This is a genomic window from Paenibacillus intestini, from assembly GCF_030803945.1.
Lineage (GTDB): Bacteria > Bacillota > Bacilli > Paenibacillales > Paenibacillaceae > Paenibacillus > Paenibacillus polysaccharolyticus.
On record NZ_JAURUN010000005.1, the window covers coordinates 131675 to 147084 of the forward strand.

Below are 15410 nucleotides of genomic sequence, written 5' to 3' on the forward strand. Positions count from 1 at the left end.
AATATAAACACATGTTTTCTATTGGAAACACTGTTTCTTTATAGAATCATCGTAACCAATATTCATGATCCTGTCAAATTCAATCTGTTTAACTCAACTTCAGAATGTAGTGCTTACTTTCAAGAATCCAATTAAATTGACGTGATCTGGCGTAAAACAGTAGAATGACCTTAAGCAAAGGAAACGTCGCAGTCTCTGTTTAACAACAATACGGTTATGAGGATGAAATCAATGAAGGATACACATTCGGGTTCCACGGAATCTGCACATACGGTAACAACCTTTCAGGAAGCCAGACTGCAGCACTCGGATAATCTTCGGCAAAATGTTGTGCATGCTGCTGCTGCTTTATTACAAGAGCATGGACCCGAAGCCGTCACGGTACGCCGCGTAGCCGAACGCATGGAATGCTCTACTAAGATCATATATAACCTTTTTGGCAAAAAAGAAGGGTTAGCCAAACATCTATATTTAGAGGGATGCTCTGTTATGGCTCAGCATTTTGAAGCTGTTCCCCGGCAAGCATCGTTCGAACAATATTTCCGTGATCTGGCCTACGTCTACTGGGACTTCGGCATTTCTCAATCCAGCTTCTATCAGCTGATGTTTGGAGGTTCTTTTTCCGAATTCAAACCGGACGGAGAGACGTTACAGGGAACAGCGACTGCACTAAAGCAGGTGTCTGGGTTAGTTGAGTCAGCCATTGAACAAGGAATGATTCAGGTGCAAGATCCCCTGCTTGCGGTGCGCATGATCTGGGCTCCCTTACATGGTGTGATACATCTGTACCTGGGAGGACATATTGAAAACGAAGAAGCCGCCAAAACCCTCTATGATCATACGTTAGCTATGGTTATAGGCTCTCTTGTGAACAAATCTGCGAATGGATAAATACAAGATTGCTGCATGTAGAAACGGTTAAAATTAAACGTAAAAGGAGCCTGTCCGCTCGCGTACGTAATACGCTTAGGACAGGCTCCTTTTTCTTTTGCTACTCTATTTCGGTGTACTGAATAGATCAATTTAGATCATTTTTATCATCTACAGCCGGCTTAGCGTGCTTCCTGATTTTCCGCTTCCCAGCGTGCAATTTCCTCACGAACTTTCGGCGCTACTTCTTTGCCCAGTAGTTCGATCGCGTGCATAACCTCATCATGCGGCTGTGTACCCAGTGGTGTATGCAACATGAAACGGGTGATGCCAACCTCTTTGCGCAGATAGATGATTTTCTCAGCGACGGTGTCCACATCCCCTACGTACAGCGCACCTTCCAGGCTACGTGCCGCATCAAATGTTTCTCTGCCATAATGTCCCCATCCGCGTTCGCGTCCCAGCTGGTTCATTACCGCTTGTGCAGGGCGGAAAAACTTCTCTACCGCATCATCGGTTGTATCGGCAACAAAGCCATGAGAGTGGGAAGCAACGGTTAACTTGGAAGCGTCGTGTCCGGCATGTGCGGCTGCTTTTTTGTACAGCTCCACCAGAGGGGCGAATTGTTTTGGACGACCACCGATAATGGCAAGCACCAGCGGCAATCCGAGCAGACCTGCACGGACAACCGATTCCTGATTACCGCCGCTGCCAATCCAGACCGGAAGCTTCTCCTGCACTGGACGCGGATAGATGCCCAGGTTGTTGAAGGAAGGGCGATGTTTGCCTGACCAGGTTACTTTTTCCGACTCCGTCAGTTTCAGAAGCAGGTCCAATTTCTCGTCGAACAATTCATCATAGTCGCCCAGATCATAGCCGAACAATGGGAAGGACTCGATGAATGAGCCACGCCCTGCCATAATCTCCGCACGTCCATTTGAAATACCGTCCAATGTCGCAAAGTCCTGGAACACACGTACTGGATCATCCGACGACAACACGGTTACCGCACTGGTCAAGCGAATGTTTTTCGTCTGCGAAGCTGCCGCCGCAAGAATGACTGCCGGGGATGAAGCCGCATAGTCCGAACGATGATGCTCCCCTACACCGTACACATCCAGACCCACTTGATCTGCCAAAACGATTTCTTCCACAACATCACGAATACGCTGCGCGTGGCTAATTACTTCTCCTGTATTAACATCCGGGTTTGTTTCCACGAATGTACTAATTCCGATTTCCATGATATGTTCCTCCCTGTGTATGAAGCGATCCGTCGTTTATCTAACCTATTGTAAGTAGATCACCTTTTGTTATATATCTTTATATTGAACTATTTTGAGCAAAAACACAAGTACCCTCTGTTTCCAGAGGGCACCTTTCTTCTACAACTTCCTTCCGATATACAACAGATGAGACGAGATTCCCAGAATGGAAGGGTCTTTGGCCGCCTCGATCAAGTATTGAAGCAGTTCTTGCTCCTCGCCACGTTCCTTCCAATAGTGCTCCTGTTCATCCGTGATCATTGCTTTAAGGCTGGAGGAACCAATCAGCTGAACAGTCTCGAAGCCCTGCTGTTCCATGAACGGCACAACATCCTGCACATGAAAATAGTATGCTCCCGTAAAGCGGCCCTGATCCTGATGATCAAATGTGCCTCTTTCTACAAAAGATCGGATCGCATCCATGCTATCATTGGGCCTCCAATGATGCGGCGATTGCAGTGAGTTGATGCTCATCCGCATCCGGGTCTGTACCGCCACAAATACAACGCCTCCCGGCTTTGTTACCCGATAAAGTTCACGCACTGCCGCCTCCCGCGCTTCTTCCTGTTGCAGATGATAGAGCGGCCCCAGCATAAGCGCCGCATCATAGGTTTCAACGGCAATCCCGTTCAGATGAGTCGCATCCAATACATGAAATCCCTCAAACTGCTGTGTCAGCCCAAACGCTTCGGCCTTTTCTCGTGCTTGTTCTACGGATGAAGGTGTAAGATCCGATAAGGTAACCTGGTATCCCCGTTTGGCGAGTTCCATCGCATATTTCCCCGGCCCTGCACCGTTATCCAGAATCAGACCGCTTGGCGGAAGATGTTCGCGAATATAATGCATGTTAATGATGAATTCAATGGGTTCACGCTCCAGCCTGCCCCACTCATCAAAACCGGAATAATATTGAATAATGCGCTCTCGATCTCTATCCATCTCTTGTGCACCTGCCCTTTTCTCTGGAATTAAGCTTGACAGAACATCAAAAAGACCTGCCACCTCAGCTAAGAGGCGACAGGTCTGACCTTCGCGGTACCACTCTTTTTGTTCATAGACAGGATTATACCAACCTATCCTTCCATAACATCTCATGACCTGATGACGGAGGTTACTCGTCAGAATCTACGTGGAACGCATTCGATCCTGCCGCTCACAGGTGAGTTGGGGACAGGCTGGACTGTCTCTCACCGAATTGACAGTTCTCTGAACCACGCCATATACCTTAATACTCCTGATCATTGCGTTTGTTATTTTAATTTTACCAAGTATAGTTCTCCTAAATATTTACTGTCAACTCTAAATTCACAATAAACCAGAATAGTTCACTCATTTATAAAATACAAACCGTATTACATCAACCCTTCTTATTTTTGCATCTCTTCCACTAATGGTACAGCTATTTTAGCTTCCGGTTCTTCTATACTGTACATCCAAGGATATACAACGGCCGTATCCGATGTATACTTCTCATACCGATCAATGCCCTGATTGTCTCCGTCGCCTGCAAACTGGGTCTTGGTGGGCATACCATAGCTTCGTTCACCCTTTAAGAGCATAAAGGTCTGATTCATCCCCCCGAAACGTGGATCATCACTATACCTCTCCACATACAAATCCCCGTCCTTAAGGTAATATGTCCAATGGATTGTATAACCACCAAGCTTTGAATCCATAACTTGTGGCTTCTCACCAATTGCAGGTAAAGTAACCGGCTCGAACTCACCCTCAATATATTGGACTTGATGATGGGCATACAGAGTCATTGGGGTATCCGGATTAATCTTCAGACCTGGGTTTACTTCAAAACGCAGTTCCATTTGATTTGAATGATCTGACATCCATACGTTACCTTCCAACCGGGTGCCATTCACATCCAGATCATATTTCAAATAGGGCAGTTGCAAGATGGATCGATCCTGAGCAAGAATCACCCGGATTTGTGTCGGTGTAATGATGGCCTCCTTTACGAGTACCCCTTCAGATTGCTGGCCCAGAGGGAGATTCAACACTCTTTTGCTCGTGCCGCTAAGCATCTCCGTTTTATCTAATCGTATACCGATATTCAGGGGCTGATCCATTCTACCTTCTTCTTTATGATACGCGAGTACATAAGATGAGGCTTGCTGCTCTAACGTATCCAGGTTATAGAACTGTTCTGATATATATTCACCATGTGCTCCTGGCTTACCGTTTATACTCGGTGCAACCGAATCTAATGTCTGTCCTTTCTGATCATAAATCTTCAAAAAAGGATAAGCATACTCACGGACATCAGACTGGTCAAACGTTAACGATGTAGACAGCATCACTTGATTATCTTTCTCGTTGAACACACTCACTGCAAGTTTACCCAAGCCGTCTTTATGAATATCAAACCCTTGTGACTGCCGCTGGGAAAGATCCAGGTTAATTGCCTGTTCCTCGGGAGCCAACACCTGGATTCCATTTACTGTGAAATCAACATTGGCCTCTTTTGCTGACGGTGTCCACTCCGTTTCAAAATAACCTTTGTATACTCCGTTCGTCTGATCAAAATCATGATAATACCTGCCTTCGATTTGCTTCCCCGTCTCATCCCGCAGGCCGATCGAAGGGAATCTTACCGTATCCCCTTTGTACTTACCGGGGTTCAAGGTATACAAAATAACGGTACGATTATCATCAGTGAAGGCAGTATCGAGTGTTAATGTTACCCCGCCGACTGTCACCGATTGATTCAGTTTCTGTCCAAGTCCATTTTGCAGCGCATTCTGGATACCACTCCGGTGATCCAACAGGTCAAACCAGTCATAGTGTACTGCTGCATATACAGGTGTCGCCATAAGAACAACGGCTGCTGTTCCGATCAGTGTGGTTTTTTTCCATCTCAGGTTCCGACGTACATTTTCTTTCCTCGCTGAAGCATGAAGCTCAGGGCAACGTTCTTGATCCTTTTGGATCTGATCCCACATGGCATTAAAATCAGGATAATGGATATCCGCATCATTTTTCAGATGATGAGACAATCTTTTTTCCGTATGTTTCACTGTACACTTCCCCTTTCTGATATTGTTTACTCGCCTTTTCCCATTTTTTCCTCAGCAGGCGAATTCCCTTATATATTCTTGATTTCACCGTACCCAGCGGAACTTCCAGCGTTTCGGCCGTTTCCGATAAACTGAATTCGTTCATATAGCGTAGCAGAATGGCTGAACGTATTTTCTCAGGCAACTCCTGAACCCATTGTTCCCAGAGATCCGATTCCTCCGCATGCTGAGCCACCTCGTCAACCGGATCAACCGTTCGTTGCGGCGTGAGCATAAAAAGCCTTTTTTCCCGTTGCTTGGATGCATGCTCTCTTTTCATAAAATTAAGGCAATGATTCACTGTGATTTTCATCAGCCATGTTTTCATGTAATCTACCTTCCTCCAATCCTGACGGAAGACGGTAATAAAAACGTCGTGGCATACATCTTCCGCATTCTGCGCATGATGGAGCATGTAGTAACACGTCCGGTACACATCTTTGTTGTACATTTCGAACAGTTCTTTTTCAGTCAAACAACTCTCCTCCTTTCTCTGCATCAGCCTTTTCAAATCTATAGACAAAGCCGATCCTTCAAAGGTTCATTCTTCTTCTTTCAGCACAGCCAAAAAAGAACGTTCACTTCCACAGCAATGCAGAAATGAACGTTCTTCATGGATGAAGACAAGTATATTTGAACTCACGTACAGTGCAGTCCCTGAACGACAGCAGCCTAGATCTTTTTCACAAATTCGGACTTCAACTTCATCGCACCCAAGCTATCGATCTTGCAATCAATATCGTGATCTCCATCGATCAGACGAATATTCTTCACCTTGGTTCCTTGTTTCACGACGAGTGAGCTGCCTTTCACCTTGAGGTCTTTAATGACCGTAACAGTATCCCCATCATTCAGTACATTTCCATTGGCATCACGCACAACTTTGGATTCCTCAGCGTCCCCTTGATCTGCTTCCAAAGACCATTCATGCGCACATTCCGGGCAAACGAGCAAATTTCCGTCCTCGTACGTATATTCCGAATTACATTTCGGACAATTAGGCAAAGTAGACATATGTATTAAACTCTCCATTCTAAAATTGGCTTACATGCAAGTATACGGGATTTGGGCCGTTTGTTCCATACGATGGATCACTGCAACACGGTTTAACTTATAGGGAAGGTTCCACACACACCGAATTTAAACCAAATTTAAACTTGATTCTACCCTTGCTTTAAGGAAATCCGCTTAATATATAAGTATCCAAACAGTGTAACGAAATCATTTTATAAACCTTACGGACATTGTCCTCTGCTTGTATTTCCATGCCAAAGGAGTTTCTGCTTATGTCATCCTATGTTTTCCCCATTCAGACCGCGTTTATCATCTTTGTCATTGCTTCCATGTTTCTGCTGGTGCCGTGGTTAATCTATGGTTATCGCAAAGACGGCTTCTTCAGCTGGTCTCGGTTTGCCGTCAGCTTTTCTTTTATTTTCTTCCTCATGGCTGCTTACTGCCTGGTGATCCTGCCGCTTCCCGCGACTCGAAATAACTGTGCTGGCCACGCAGCGAATGCGGTGTATTACAACCTTCAACCCTTTATGTTTGTGAAAGACATTATGAGGGAAACACCGATCATCTGGTCTCAACCCTCTACGTGGATCAACATGATTAAGGGCCGAGCTTTCCTGCAAGTGCTGTTCAATGTATTACTGCTCATGCCACTGGGGGTATATATCCGGTACTTCTGGCAAAAGAGGGCGTTCTGGAAACATGCCTTCGTCGCTGGTTTCGGGCTTTCCTTATTTTTCGAAGTCACCCAACTCACCGGGTTATACGGATATTTCAGTTGTCCTTACCGACTGTTCGATGTGGATGATCTGATGTTGAACACCTCCGGTGCAGTGATTGGATTTTTCGCAGCCCCGCTAGTGTTGGCCTTGTTCCCGTCACGTGAGAGTATTCAAGCTAAGAGTGAGCAAATCGTGGAGCAAAACCGCGTCTATCCTGTACCACAGCTGCTCGCACTGCTGATCGATGGTATTGTGGTGGTGATTATCACCAATCTCATGTCAATCTTCACCTTGTCCAACGATATCCAGGATGTATTAAATACGTCCACGGCGATGGTTATTGTTCTGTTCTTTATCCCATGGGTTCAAAGCGGAGTTACACCAGGCTCTGCCGTTCTCCGGTTCCGATATGTCGATCGTCAAACGGGTACTCCGACGCTTTCAACACTATTGAAACGATTGATTGCTATCTATGCTCCGTGGCTTCTGTTAACGGTTATTCAACTGGTAAGTAAATATGCATACCCTAACTATCAGGAAGATGTCATTCAGCCTTATCTCGTCTGGATTTCGCTCGGTATCAGCATAGTGTACTTCCTCGTGTATATCATTCTGTTCATCCATGTGTTGCTTGTAATTTTCTCGGGTGGAAAACGTTCCTTCTACTTCGACGAAGTCTCTCGTACGCGAGCCTCGCGTAAATAATAAATCAAGTGTACTCTCTCTTACAGGGACGATCACATAGGCAAAAAAGCGGCCTTTCATGGTGAATCCATGAGGCCGCCTTTGAATTTTCGGATACCGAATCTGATATCGAAATTAATACTGAAATCTGTAAATTTGTTGAACTCTCTGCATAACATCAGACTTGTGAAATGAAGGATGTCTTACTTAACCCCCAGCAGTTCGCGTTTGGACGCCTCCGGGTCATGCACAACCTCGATCTCATGGTTGAAAATGAGTGTCGCCCGATTCTCACGATATTCAGGCCATTCGATTCCTGCTGTCTCCGGCTTGCCGTTTTTCGCGAAGGAAATCCAGGCATCCTGTACCTTGAGAGCAAGCATTTTAGCCGCTTCATCCGGCACAGCCTTCATGAATTTCAGCGTATCCAGCGTGTTAAATACAAAGAACATCTCAATGCTGTGGATCGCTCTTTTCAGAAGGGGATGCTCCGGCATCACCCAGTCAAAACGGTACATCCACACCGGGGCATGCTTCTGCTGTGCAGATGCATACTGTAGTGCTGACCGCCAGAAGAACATATCCGTCATGACTTGAGCTTGTCCATCCGCTGTCTTCGGATAACTTTCCGCGATAGCAGCGCGATTCTCCAGATCCGGCGTCATGAAGTCGACACCCTGCACCATATCAATTTCGTTCGAGAATGGTACATCCGGCTGAATAAATAACGATCCCTCATGCAGTGTTGTGCCGATAAGTACAGAGACATCCTGTGCGAAACCCTCACTAACAGCCTGAAGTGGTATTTGAGGCAAAGTCTCACCATCGAGCACAGGTTGGAACAACAAGGCCATGCCTGCTCCGCTCTGCTGCTTCACCGTTTCTGCTGCCGCCATAATCTGCTCTACCGGAATGCTGTTCAGCTTAGCTAGGTTGTCTCGGTCCACACCAAGAACCTTCAACATGCCCTCACGCAAAGCCGAAGCTTGCTCAGACGGCATGAGCTGCGAAGCACCACTCTCCATGATGGCACGTTGGAACAGCCCTTTGGCTGCTGGCATCGCCATTAATGCGGCAATACTCATACTACCTGCTGATTCGCCGAACACCGTAACCTGACCCGGATCACCGCCGAAGGCAGTAATGTTATCTTTCACCCATTGCAGCGCAGCTACCTGATCCAGCAGGCCTGCATTGGATACATAGGAATCACCCAGCGGAGCCATATGCAGGAATCCTAGCGGCCCCAGACGATAGTTAATCGTCACCACGATAACATCGCCACGAACGGCTAGTTGTGTGCCATCGTATACAGGCAGACTGCCTGATCCGGTTACGAACGATCCCCCGTGAATCCAGACCATAACGGGAAGAGGCTGACTGCTTTCTTTTTCGGGTGCCCAGATGTTCAGATACAGACTATCTTCTGACTCTGGCGGCTTCTGCCCGCCCATCCACTCTGAATCCCGACGCGGTTGTATATTCTCAGGCCCGAATTCGGTCGCCTGTCTGATTCCTTCCCATGACTCGGGCTGTACCGGAGCTCGGAAACGCAGCTCTCCTACTGGCGGCTTCGCATATGGAATCCCCTTCCATACACTTGCACCGTGTAAAAGCTCGCCTTGAACCGTACCATATTTCGTTTGAACCTGAAGTTCTCGCATTCCGCTTCTACATCCTCTCCGTGATTAAATACATTCATTGGTAACCATGATTAGAGCTTTATGAGGGCTAACCATGTGTATATATTTGAGTATAAATCTTCGGCATACCCATTTACAACTTTGCCCAAATGGATACATTGGGTCATGCCCTCTTTTGAGTTGGATTAAAAAATTCGATCTAAAAATTCTCCGAATGTATATCCCGTACTATAAAATTTTTCAGCAAGAGCAACTATGCTTTTGAGCAGAAAATTAAAAGTATTAAAAATAATAATGCCTAACACAGATATAATCACAGGTAACATCCATTTTCTATATAAATTCCAGTTCGTATGCCTCAAGGTAAGCCATCCCCTTACCAAAACAGTTATTTCATTCCCCAAAAAGGATATGTTAATAATACCTTGTATATCCCAAAAAATACAATATTTAATATTGATGAAATTGCAGTGAAAATTGAGACAAAAACAGAGTCATGTATATACACAACTCTGCTTCAATTACGATTATATCAATCGCCCTCTTTTCACAAAAAATGATGATTAACGCTCCACTACTGGATATCGCACTGTATAGTCAGCGCCTTCAACCCATTTCCCGGCAGTGAAGTCCCGCCCTTTCACAACGACTCGATCCTTGTAAATCTCAACATGCAACCCTTCGCTACCCTCCAAATGTTCATCCTCATCCGTCCATAGATAGGCAACAGAGGAGGCGTTAAACATGGTTGGCATTTGGCCTGCACCATCATACATCGTATGCGGTGCTTTCAGCTGCCAATGCGTATGCCCGGAAAACAGAATCGCTTGTGGGTACTTGGCAAGCACGGCTTTCAATTCAGCATCCTGATTCACGCCATACCAGCCTTGTGCCTGAAGCGATCCCGCAACGGTGTCCATTAACGGCTGATGGATAAAGATAAAAATGGGATGATCTGGCATAGCCTGTTCACCCAGCTTCGCATCCAGCCATTCCAGTTGTTTAGACGACATCTCACAGTCCTTAGAATGCGGCTGCTCCGTACCGAGAAAGATGTAATGATATCCATCGATCCAATGATCGTGGTACGTTCCCTTCATTCCTGTCGCCACTTCAAAATCAATCAAACGCCGATGCCATAATCCCGCGACGGTAATGGTTTCGGCTCTAGCGGATATGTCTGCGTGAATTTCCCCTTCATGTGCGGTCTGCCCTGGTAGCACGAATTGGTTGCCAGCCAGTTGCTGAATCAGCGCCGCTGACTCCTCCGCAGTCTGTTTCACCGGATGCTCTAACTCCGCATCTTGCTCCAGGATCTCCGCTACCTGACCTTCATTCATCTCAAGCAAAACCAGAGGCGGCTTCTGCCAGATGACTGCACCAATATCATGATTACCCACCGTGAAACGTATCTCTGGCAACTTCTCCGCATTTTGCTCCCAGATTCGCTGCCATTCCCGATACTCGCTCGGCAAGCCGCGGTCGGTTACATCACCCACATGCATAATGCCACTGCTTCCATCGCTAAACGAAGCTATATCTGCAAGCGCCTGCTCCAGATGCCGGTTATGAATATGATCTGCCTCGTCCCGTACATGTGTATCCGTGATCACCTGGAAGGTAGCCAGTGGCTGCTCAGTAGTACTCATTACGAATCACTCCATTTCAGTCCAATAATGCCTATCAAAATAAAACCGATCCATACCATCGACGTCAGCCGCAGTCGTTCACCAAAGAAATAATGCCCCACCACGCCAATCATCGTGATCCCCACGCCTGACCAGATCGCATAGGCCACAGCCAGCGGCATATACTTAACGGCATAATTCAGAAAGGTGAAGCTTGCGGCGTAACACACAAACATCATCACGGAAGGCCACAATCTGGAGAAACCATCCGACACTTTAAGTAATATCGTGGCACTCAGTTCCAGAGCAATGGCAAGTGCCAGCAACACCCAGCCCAGATAAGTCTGACTACTCGTCATCGGCCTAACCCACCGGAGAGCAATTCATGGAACGTCTGGATTGTGCGATCCGCCAGTTGTATTTTCCCAGACTCACCAATGCCAATCTTGTAGCCTGCTCCAGCAGCTCTTGCCATCTCCATATCCCCGTCCGTGTCCCCAATCACCATGACCTGCTGCGCCTGTACACCGAGTCGCTCACAAGCAAGTAGCAACATGTCAGGAAACGGTTTACCGCGGTCCACCAGATCTGTGCCAATGACGATGTCAAAGTAATCCTCCAGCCCCATCCATTGCAGATGTTTGACTGCATTTGCCGTTTCATCGGCTGTCACTACGCCCATTTTCAACCCCTGATTCCGTGACTGCTCCAAAAACTCTCTTACACCGGGCAGCGGATGCGCCGGACGATGTACCTCCATCGCTTCCTCGGCCTGTGCGAGGCATGCTCTTACGATCATTTTGGCTTCTGCCCAGCTGAGTCCTGCACGATATCCATGCCACGTCAGCACGGCATATACTTCATCCATCGTACCCATGGCGAGCGGGCCCCGGATATCATAACCGTTCATCCGTCCCTGTTCATCGTGAAATGTGCCCCAGATCTTTGGAAGATCGGCTTCATCCATCTCTAGACCACGAATAAGCAGTTGTTCTCTGAAATCATTCAACACACAATCTGTCCAGAACCCCCACATGCCTGTAAAATCAAGCAACGTCCCATCCTTATCAAACAGAATGGCTTCAACCTGCACCTGTGTTCTATCGTCTACTTTATTCTCTTGCATGGACTAAACTCCTTGTCTGTGATCGTAATGAATGGAAAGGGCGGTACGTGGTGTACCGCCCTTTTTCCTTAGGCACTAAAGCTTATACATGAGAGAAGATGAAAAGGAATTCACTGCAAAACGGATCAAACCTCACGCGTCCTCCGTTATTTTGCAATGCGATCCAGTTCTTTCTGTGCTTTCTCTTTGGCTTCCTTCAGCGCCTGCTCTGCAGGAACATTGTTGATCTGTACTTTATCCGCTGCTTCTTTCAAGGCATCATTAATTTTGCCGCCTGTTGGATCACGGAATGGAGCTGAAGCATGTGCTGCCTGTTGCAATGGCACCGTAATCTGTGGATGCTCTTCGCTGAATTTCTTGAAGTCTGGATCTTGCTGTGCAGATTGGCGTACCGCAATGTAACCTGTGTTCATCGACCATGAAGCGGTGTTCTCGGTTTTGGAGAAATACGTCAGCCATTTATACGCTGCCTGTTGTTGCTCTGGACTAGCTGCTGCCGGAATACCTGCAAGAATTGCACTCGCTACAGGTTTACCTTCGCCAATGCCTTCCCAGCCTGGCTGTTGCATGGCCGCAACGATTTTAAAATCCAGATCGCCTTGGTCACCACTTGAACCGGTGTATCCAGCCGCTTTATTTTTCATCACATCGTCAATAGTCTTGTACCAATACTCCCAGCCTTGACCGCCATATTGAATGCCCATAATTTTGTCTTCGTTGATCCATTTACGGAACAGTTCCCATGTCTCGATCCATTCAGGGGAGTCGATCATCACCGTTTTACCGTCATCACTCAGAATTTTGCCGCCTTTGCCCATAACAGCATCGATCATGTTATCTCTGCCCCACATTGGCTCCCAGCCGTAGAAAGTGGTTTTTCCATTTTCTTTTTTGGACATCTTCGCGGCAGCCTCGGCAAATTTCTCCCATGTCGTCAGGCTTGCCGGGTCAATTCCGTTCTCTTTGAACGTATCCATACGGTAGTACATAATTTGAGTCGTGCCATACATCGGTAAAAAGAACTGCTTGCCATCTACATTCCCTTGTTCCAGGAACGTTTGAATAAAATCGTCTTTTTTGAAGTTCGGGTCAGCCGCGATCATCTCATCCATAGGTACATAATAACCTTTGCGGGCCCAGTCAATATTGGCACTCAGAACGGCAGCAGGTACTTTCTTGGACGCAATGGCCGCTTGAAGTTTCTGCTCAGTCTCCGTGTAATCAGCTTGTACAATCCCTTTTACAACCACTTCATTCTGCGAAGCGTTGAAAGCATCAATTTTCTTCTTCATATTGTCGCCCAGGTTACCGCCCAGACCATACCAAAACTCAATCTCCACCGGCGCTTTGGCCTGAGTGTCCGTGCCGCCGCTAGCAGCCGCTGTTGAATTCGATTCTGCCGGGGCTTGTGTTCCACAAGCAGTTATTAAAGCGAAGCTTGCGGCGAGTACCAGCGACATGCCACCTTTCCAGCTCAGGTTCAGTTTCTTTTTCAAAGTCATGCCTGACTTGCTCCAATTCATTGTTGTTCCTCCTGTTTTTGGGTGACTTTATTAGACAAAAGGTGAAGCATATCAATTCTTGTTTACGCCAGCCGTCATGTTCACACTCTGCATAATCGTTTTCTGGGTGAACACGAAAAGAATAAGTAAAGGTGCGATGGTAAACGCACTTGCAGCCATAATCTGCGGCCAAGCCAGTCCATAGGCACCGCCTTCCACGAAGAAACTTCGCAGCCCGGCAGATACCAGCTGTAGGTCAGGATTTTTGGTGATAAGCATTGGCCAGAAATAGTTGTTGTACTGTTCGATGAATGTAATCAGCACCATCACGGCGAAGCTGGAGCGAACGAGCGGTGCAATAATCGTCCAGAGAATGCGGAAGTGTGATGCCCCGTCCAGCTGTCCGGCTTCTACGAGTTCATGAGACACCTGCATAAAGGCCTGACGAATCAGGAAAATGGAGAACACACTGACACAGTTGGATACGATCAGGCCCGTGTAGGAATCCAGTAGATTCAGCTCACTTAACACCAAGTAACCTGGCAGATATACGGCTGTGCTCGGGATCATGTAACCCACCAGAATGATGGCGGTCAACGTTCCTTTGAGGCGGAATCTCATATGAGTCAGGGCATATGCCATCATGCTGGAGTTCACAATCTGGAGCAGACAGATCGCTATGGCGACCCCGGTGCTGTTCAGCATGTACCGTGCAAACGGTGCGGCGTTCCAGGCATCCACGTAGTTCTGCCACAGAAATGTCTCCGGCCAGAAGGTCGGCGGGAACTGCCAGATTTCATCATTTGTTTTGAATCCGCTAATGACCATCCAATAGAACGGAAAGGCAGTGGCAAGTGCAATAATAGCTAGCACCAGATAGCGAAGGATGGCACTGATTTTTACTTTTTTACGGGATGCCTTATGCATCTCTCTGGGCTTCATTTGGCTAGTGTTACTTTTGGGCATGGTCATTGTCATTAGTAGTGCACCAGGCGTCTGCCAAGTAGGAAGGAAACTCCCGATAACAGCACGCAGATCAGAATAATAACTACAGCGATCGATGAAGCTTCTCCGACGTTAAACGATTCAAAAGCAGACTGATAGTACATATACAGCAAGGTTCGAGTTGATCCAGCAGGTCCACCTTGAGTCATGACGTTAATCTGGTCGTAAGCCTGTAGCGATTGAATAGTCAGAATGATCGAAAGGAAAAAGGTCGTTGGTGAGATCAGCGGCAACGTAATGCTTCTGAACTTGTCCCAAGCTCCCGCCCCGTCAATCGAGGCTGCTTCAAGCAGATCGGAAGGCAGATTCCTTAGAGCTACCAGATAGAACACCATCGCCCAACCAATGGACTTCCACAAGGTTACAATCAATACAGCAACAAGTGCCCAATCCATATCGCGGAGCCATCCGATCGGTGATACTCCTACCCAGCCCAGCATCAGATTGGCTAGTCCCACTTGCGGTTCAAAAATCCATGACCAAGCGATGGATACGGCAACCGTTGGTGTCACCCATGGTGAGAAGAGTAATGTGCGAAAAATACCGGATGATTTCATTTTGCTATTCATCAGCATCGCTAGTGCAAGTCCTCCCACAATCGTAGGGATCACACTCCCGAGTCCGAACAACAGCGTAACTTTCAAAGATCGATAGAATTCAGAGTTCGTTAGCAGGTACGTGTAGTTATCCAACCCGACGAACAGCTTGTCCGGGCTCATGAAGTCCCAGTCCGTAAAACTGAGATATACGATGTATCCCAGAGGCCCCAGCCAGAAAATCAACAGCGGGATTAGAGCAGGCAACGTGAATAGAACCGCCTCCGACTCCCTCCAACATTTCAAACGCAATTCCCCCACTCCTTATTGTCCAAATTTTCTTTAACAAT

14 protein-coding genes are annotated in these 15410 nt (G+C 47.1%); 2 read left to right on the forward strand and 12 right to left on the reverse strand.

Annotated features, from left to right (window positions below):
• The first annotated feature begins 231 nt into the window (after positions 1–231).
• On the forward strand, positions 232–891 hold the full coding sequence (locus J2T16_RS15690) for a TetR/AcrR family transcriptional regulator (protein WP_154889906.1): 660 nt from the start codon (positions 232–234) through the stop codon (positions 889–891).
• Between the two features lie 161 nt (positions 892–1052).
• Here J2T16_RS15690 and J2T16_RS15695 read toward each other — a convergent pair whose 3' ends face one another.
• The 5 genes from J2T16_RS15695 to J2T16_RS15715 form a co-directional block, all read right to left on the reverse strand.
• Positions 1053–2114: an LLM class flavin-dependent oxidoreductase gene (locus J2T16_RS15695; protein WP_090921199.1), complete on the reverse strand. Its 1062-nt coding sequence runs from the start codon at positions 2112–2114 to the stop codon at positions 1053–1055.
• 141 nt (positions 2115–2255) lie between these two features.
• The gene (locus J2T16_RS15700; protein ID WP_499018706.1) at positions 2256–3074 is read right to left on the reverse strand and encodes a class I SAM-dependent methyltransferase; all 819 of its coding nucleotides are present in this window, start codon (positions 3072–3074) and stop codon (positions 2256–2258) included.
• A gap of 428 nt (positions 3075–3502) precedes the next feature.
• Positions 3503–5164: a DUF4179 domain-containing protein gene (locus J2T16_RS15705; RefSeq protein ID WP_499018708.1), complete on the reverse strand. Its 1662-nt coding sequence runs from the start codon at positions 5162–5164 to the stop codon at positions 3503–3505.
• Complete coding sequence (locus J2T16_RS15710; protein WP_154959535.1) at positions 5121–5678, reverse strand: RNA polymerase sigma factor; 558 nt, start codon at positions 5676–5678, stop codon at positions 5121–5123. Before J2T16_RS15710 ends, J2T16_RS15705 begins: the two co-directional genes overlap by 44 nt.
• Before the next feature lie 197 nt (positions 5679–5875).
• Complete coding sequence (locus J2T16_RS15715; protein WP_090921192.1) at positions 5876–6217, reverse strand: zinc ribbon domain-containing protein YjdM; 342 nt, start codon at positions 6215–6217, stop codon at positions 5876–5878.
• Positions 6218–6489: 272 nt separating this feature from the next.
• Between J2T16_RS15715 and J2T16_RS15720 the strand changes: the two genes are divergently transcribed.
• Positions 6490–7641, forward strand: a complete 1152-nt coding sequence (locus tag J2T16_RS15720) for a VanZ family protein (RefSeq protein WP_336121605.1) — start codon at positions 6490–6492, stop codon at positions 7639–7641.
• A gap of 182 nt (positions 7642–7823) precedes the next feature.
• Here the strand turns inward: J2T16_RS15720 and J2T16_RS15725 are convergent, their stop codons facing one another.
• The 7 genes from J2T16_RS15725 to J2T16_RS15755 form a co-directional block, all read right to left on the reverse strand.
• Positions 7824–9284 carry a carboxylesterase/lipase family protein gene (locus tag J2T16_RS15725; RefSeq protein WP_499018711.1) on the reverse strand — a complete coding sequence of 487 codons (1461 nt, stop codon included), beginning with the start codon at positions 9282–9284 and terminating at the stop codon, positions 7824–7826.
• A gap of 542 nt (positions 9285–9826) precedes the next feature.
• The gene (locus J2T16_RS15730) at positions 9827–10912 is read right to left on the reverse strand and encodes a metallophosphoesterase family protein (protein WP_499018714.1); all 1086 of its coding nucleotides are present in this window, start codon (positions 10910–10912) and stop codon (positions 9827–9829) included.
• Positions 10912–11250 carry a DMT family transporter gene (locus J2T16_RS15735; protein WP_336121602.1) on the reverse strand — a complete coding sequence of 113 codons (339 nt, stop codon included), beginning with the start codon at positions 11248–11250 and terminating at the stop codon, positions 10912–10914. The genes J2T16_RS15730 and J2T16_RS15735 overlap by 1 nt, the downstream gene beginning before the upstream one ends.
• Positions 11247–12017 (reverse strand): HAD family hydrolase, encoded by a 771-nt coding sequence (locus tag J2T16_RS15740; protein WP_336121601.1) that lies wholly within the window; start codon positions 12015–12017, stop codon positions 11247–11249. Before J2T16_RS15740 ends, J2T16_RS15735 begins: the two co-directional genes overlap by 4 nt.
• Before the next feature lie 146 nt (positions 12018–12163).
• A complete protein-coding gene (locus J2T16_RS15745) occupies positions 12164–13540 on the reverse strand; it encodes an ABC transporter substrate-binding protein (RefSeq protein WP_341181387.1) in 1377 nt (458 codons plus the stop codon).
• A 51-nt stretch (positions 13541–13591) separates the two neighbouring features.
• Entirely contained in the window at positions 13592–14446 is an 855-nt protein-coding gene (locus tag J2T16_RS15750) for a carbohydrate ABC transporter permease (RefSeq protein ID WP_221787513.1), read from the reverse strand.
• A gap of 50 nt (positions 14447–14496) precedes the next feature.
• Positions 14497–15372 carry a carbohydrate ABC transporter permease gene (locus tag J2T16_RS15755; RefSeq protein ID WP_154889888.1) on the reverse strand — a complete coding sequence of 292 codons (876 nt, stop codon included), beginning with the start codon at positions 15370–15372 and terminating at the stop codon, positions 14497–14499.
• Positions 15373–15410 lie beyond the last annotated feature (38 nt).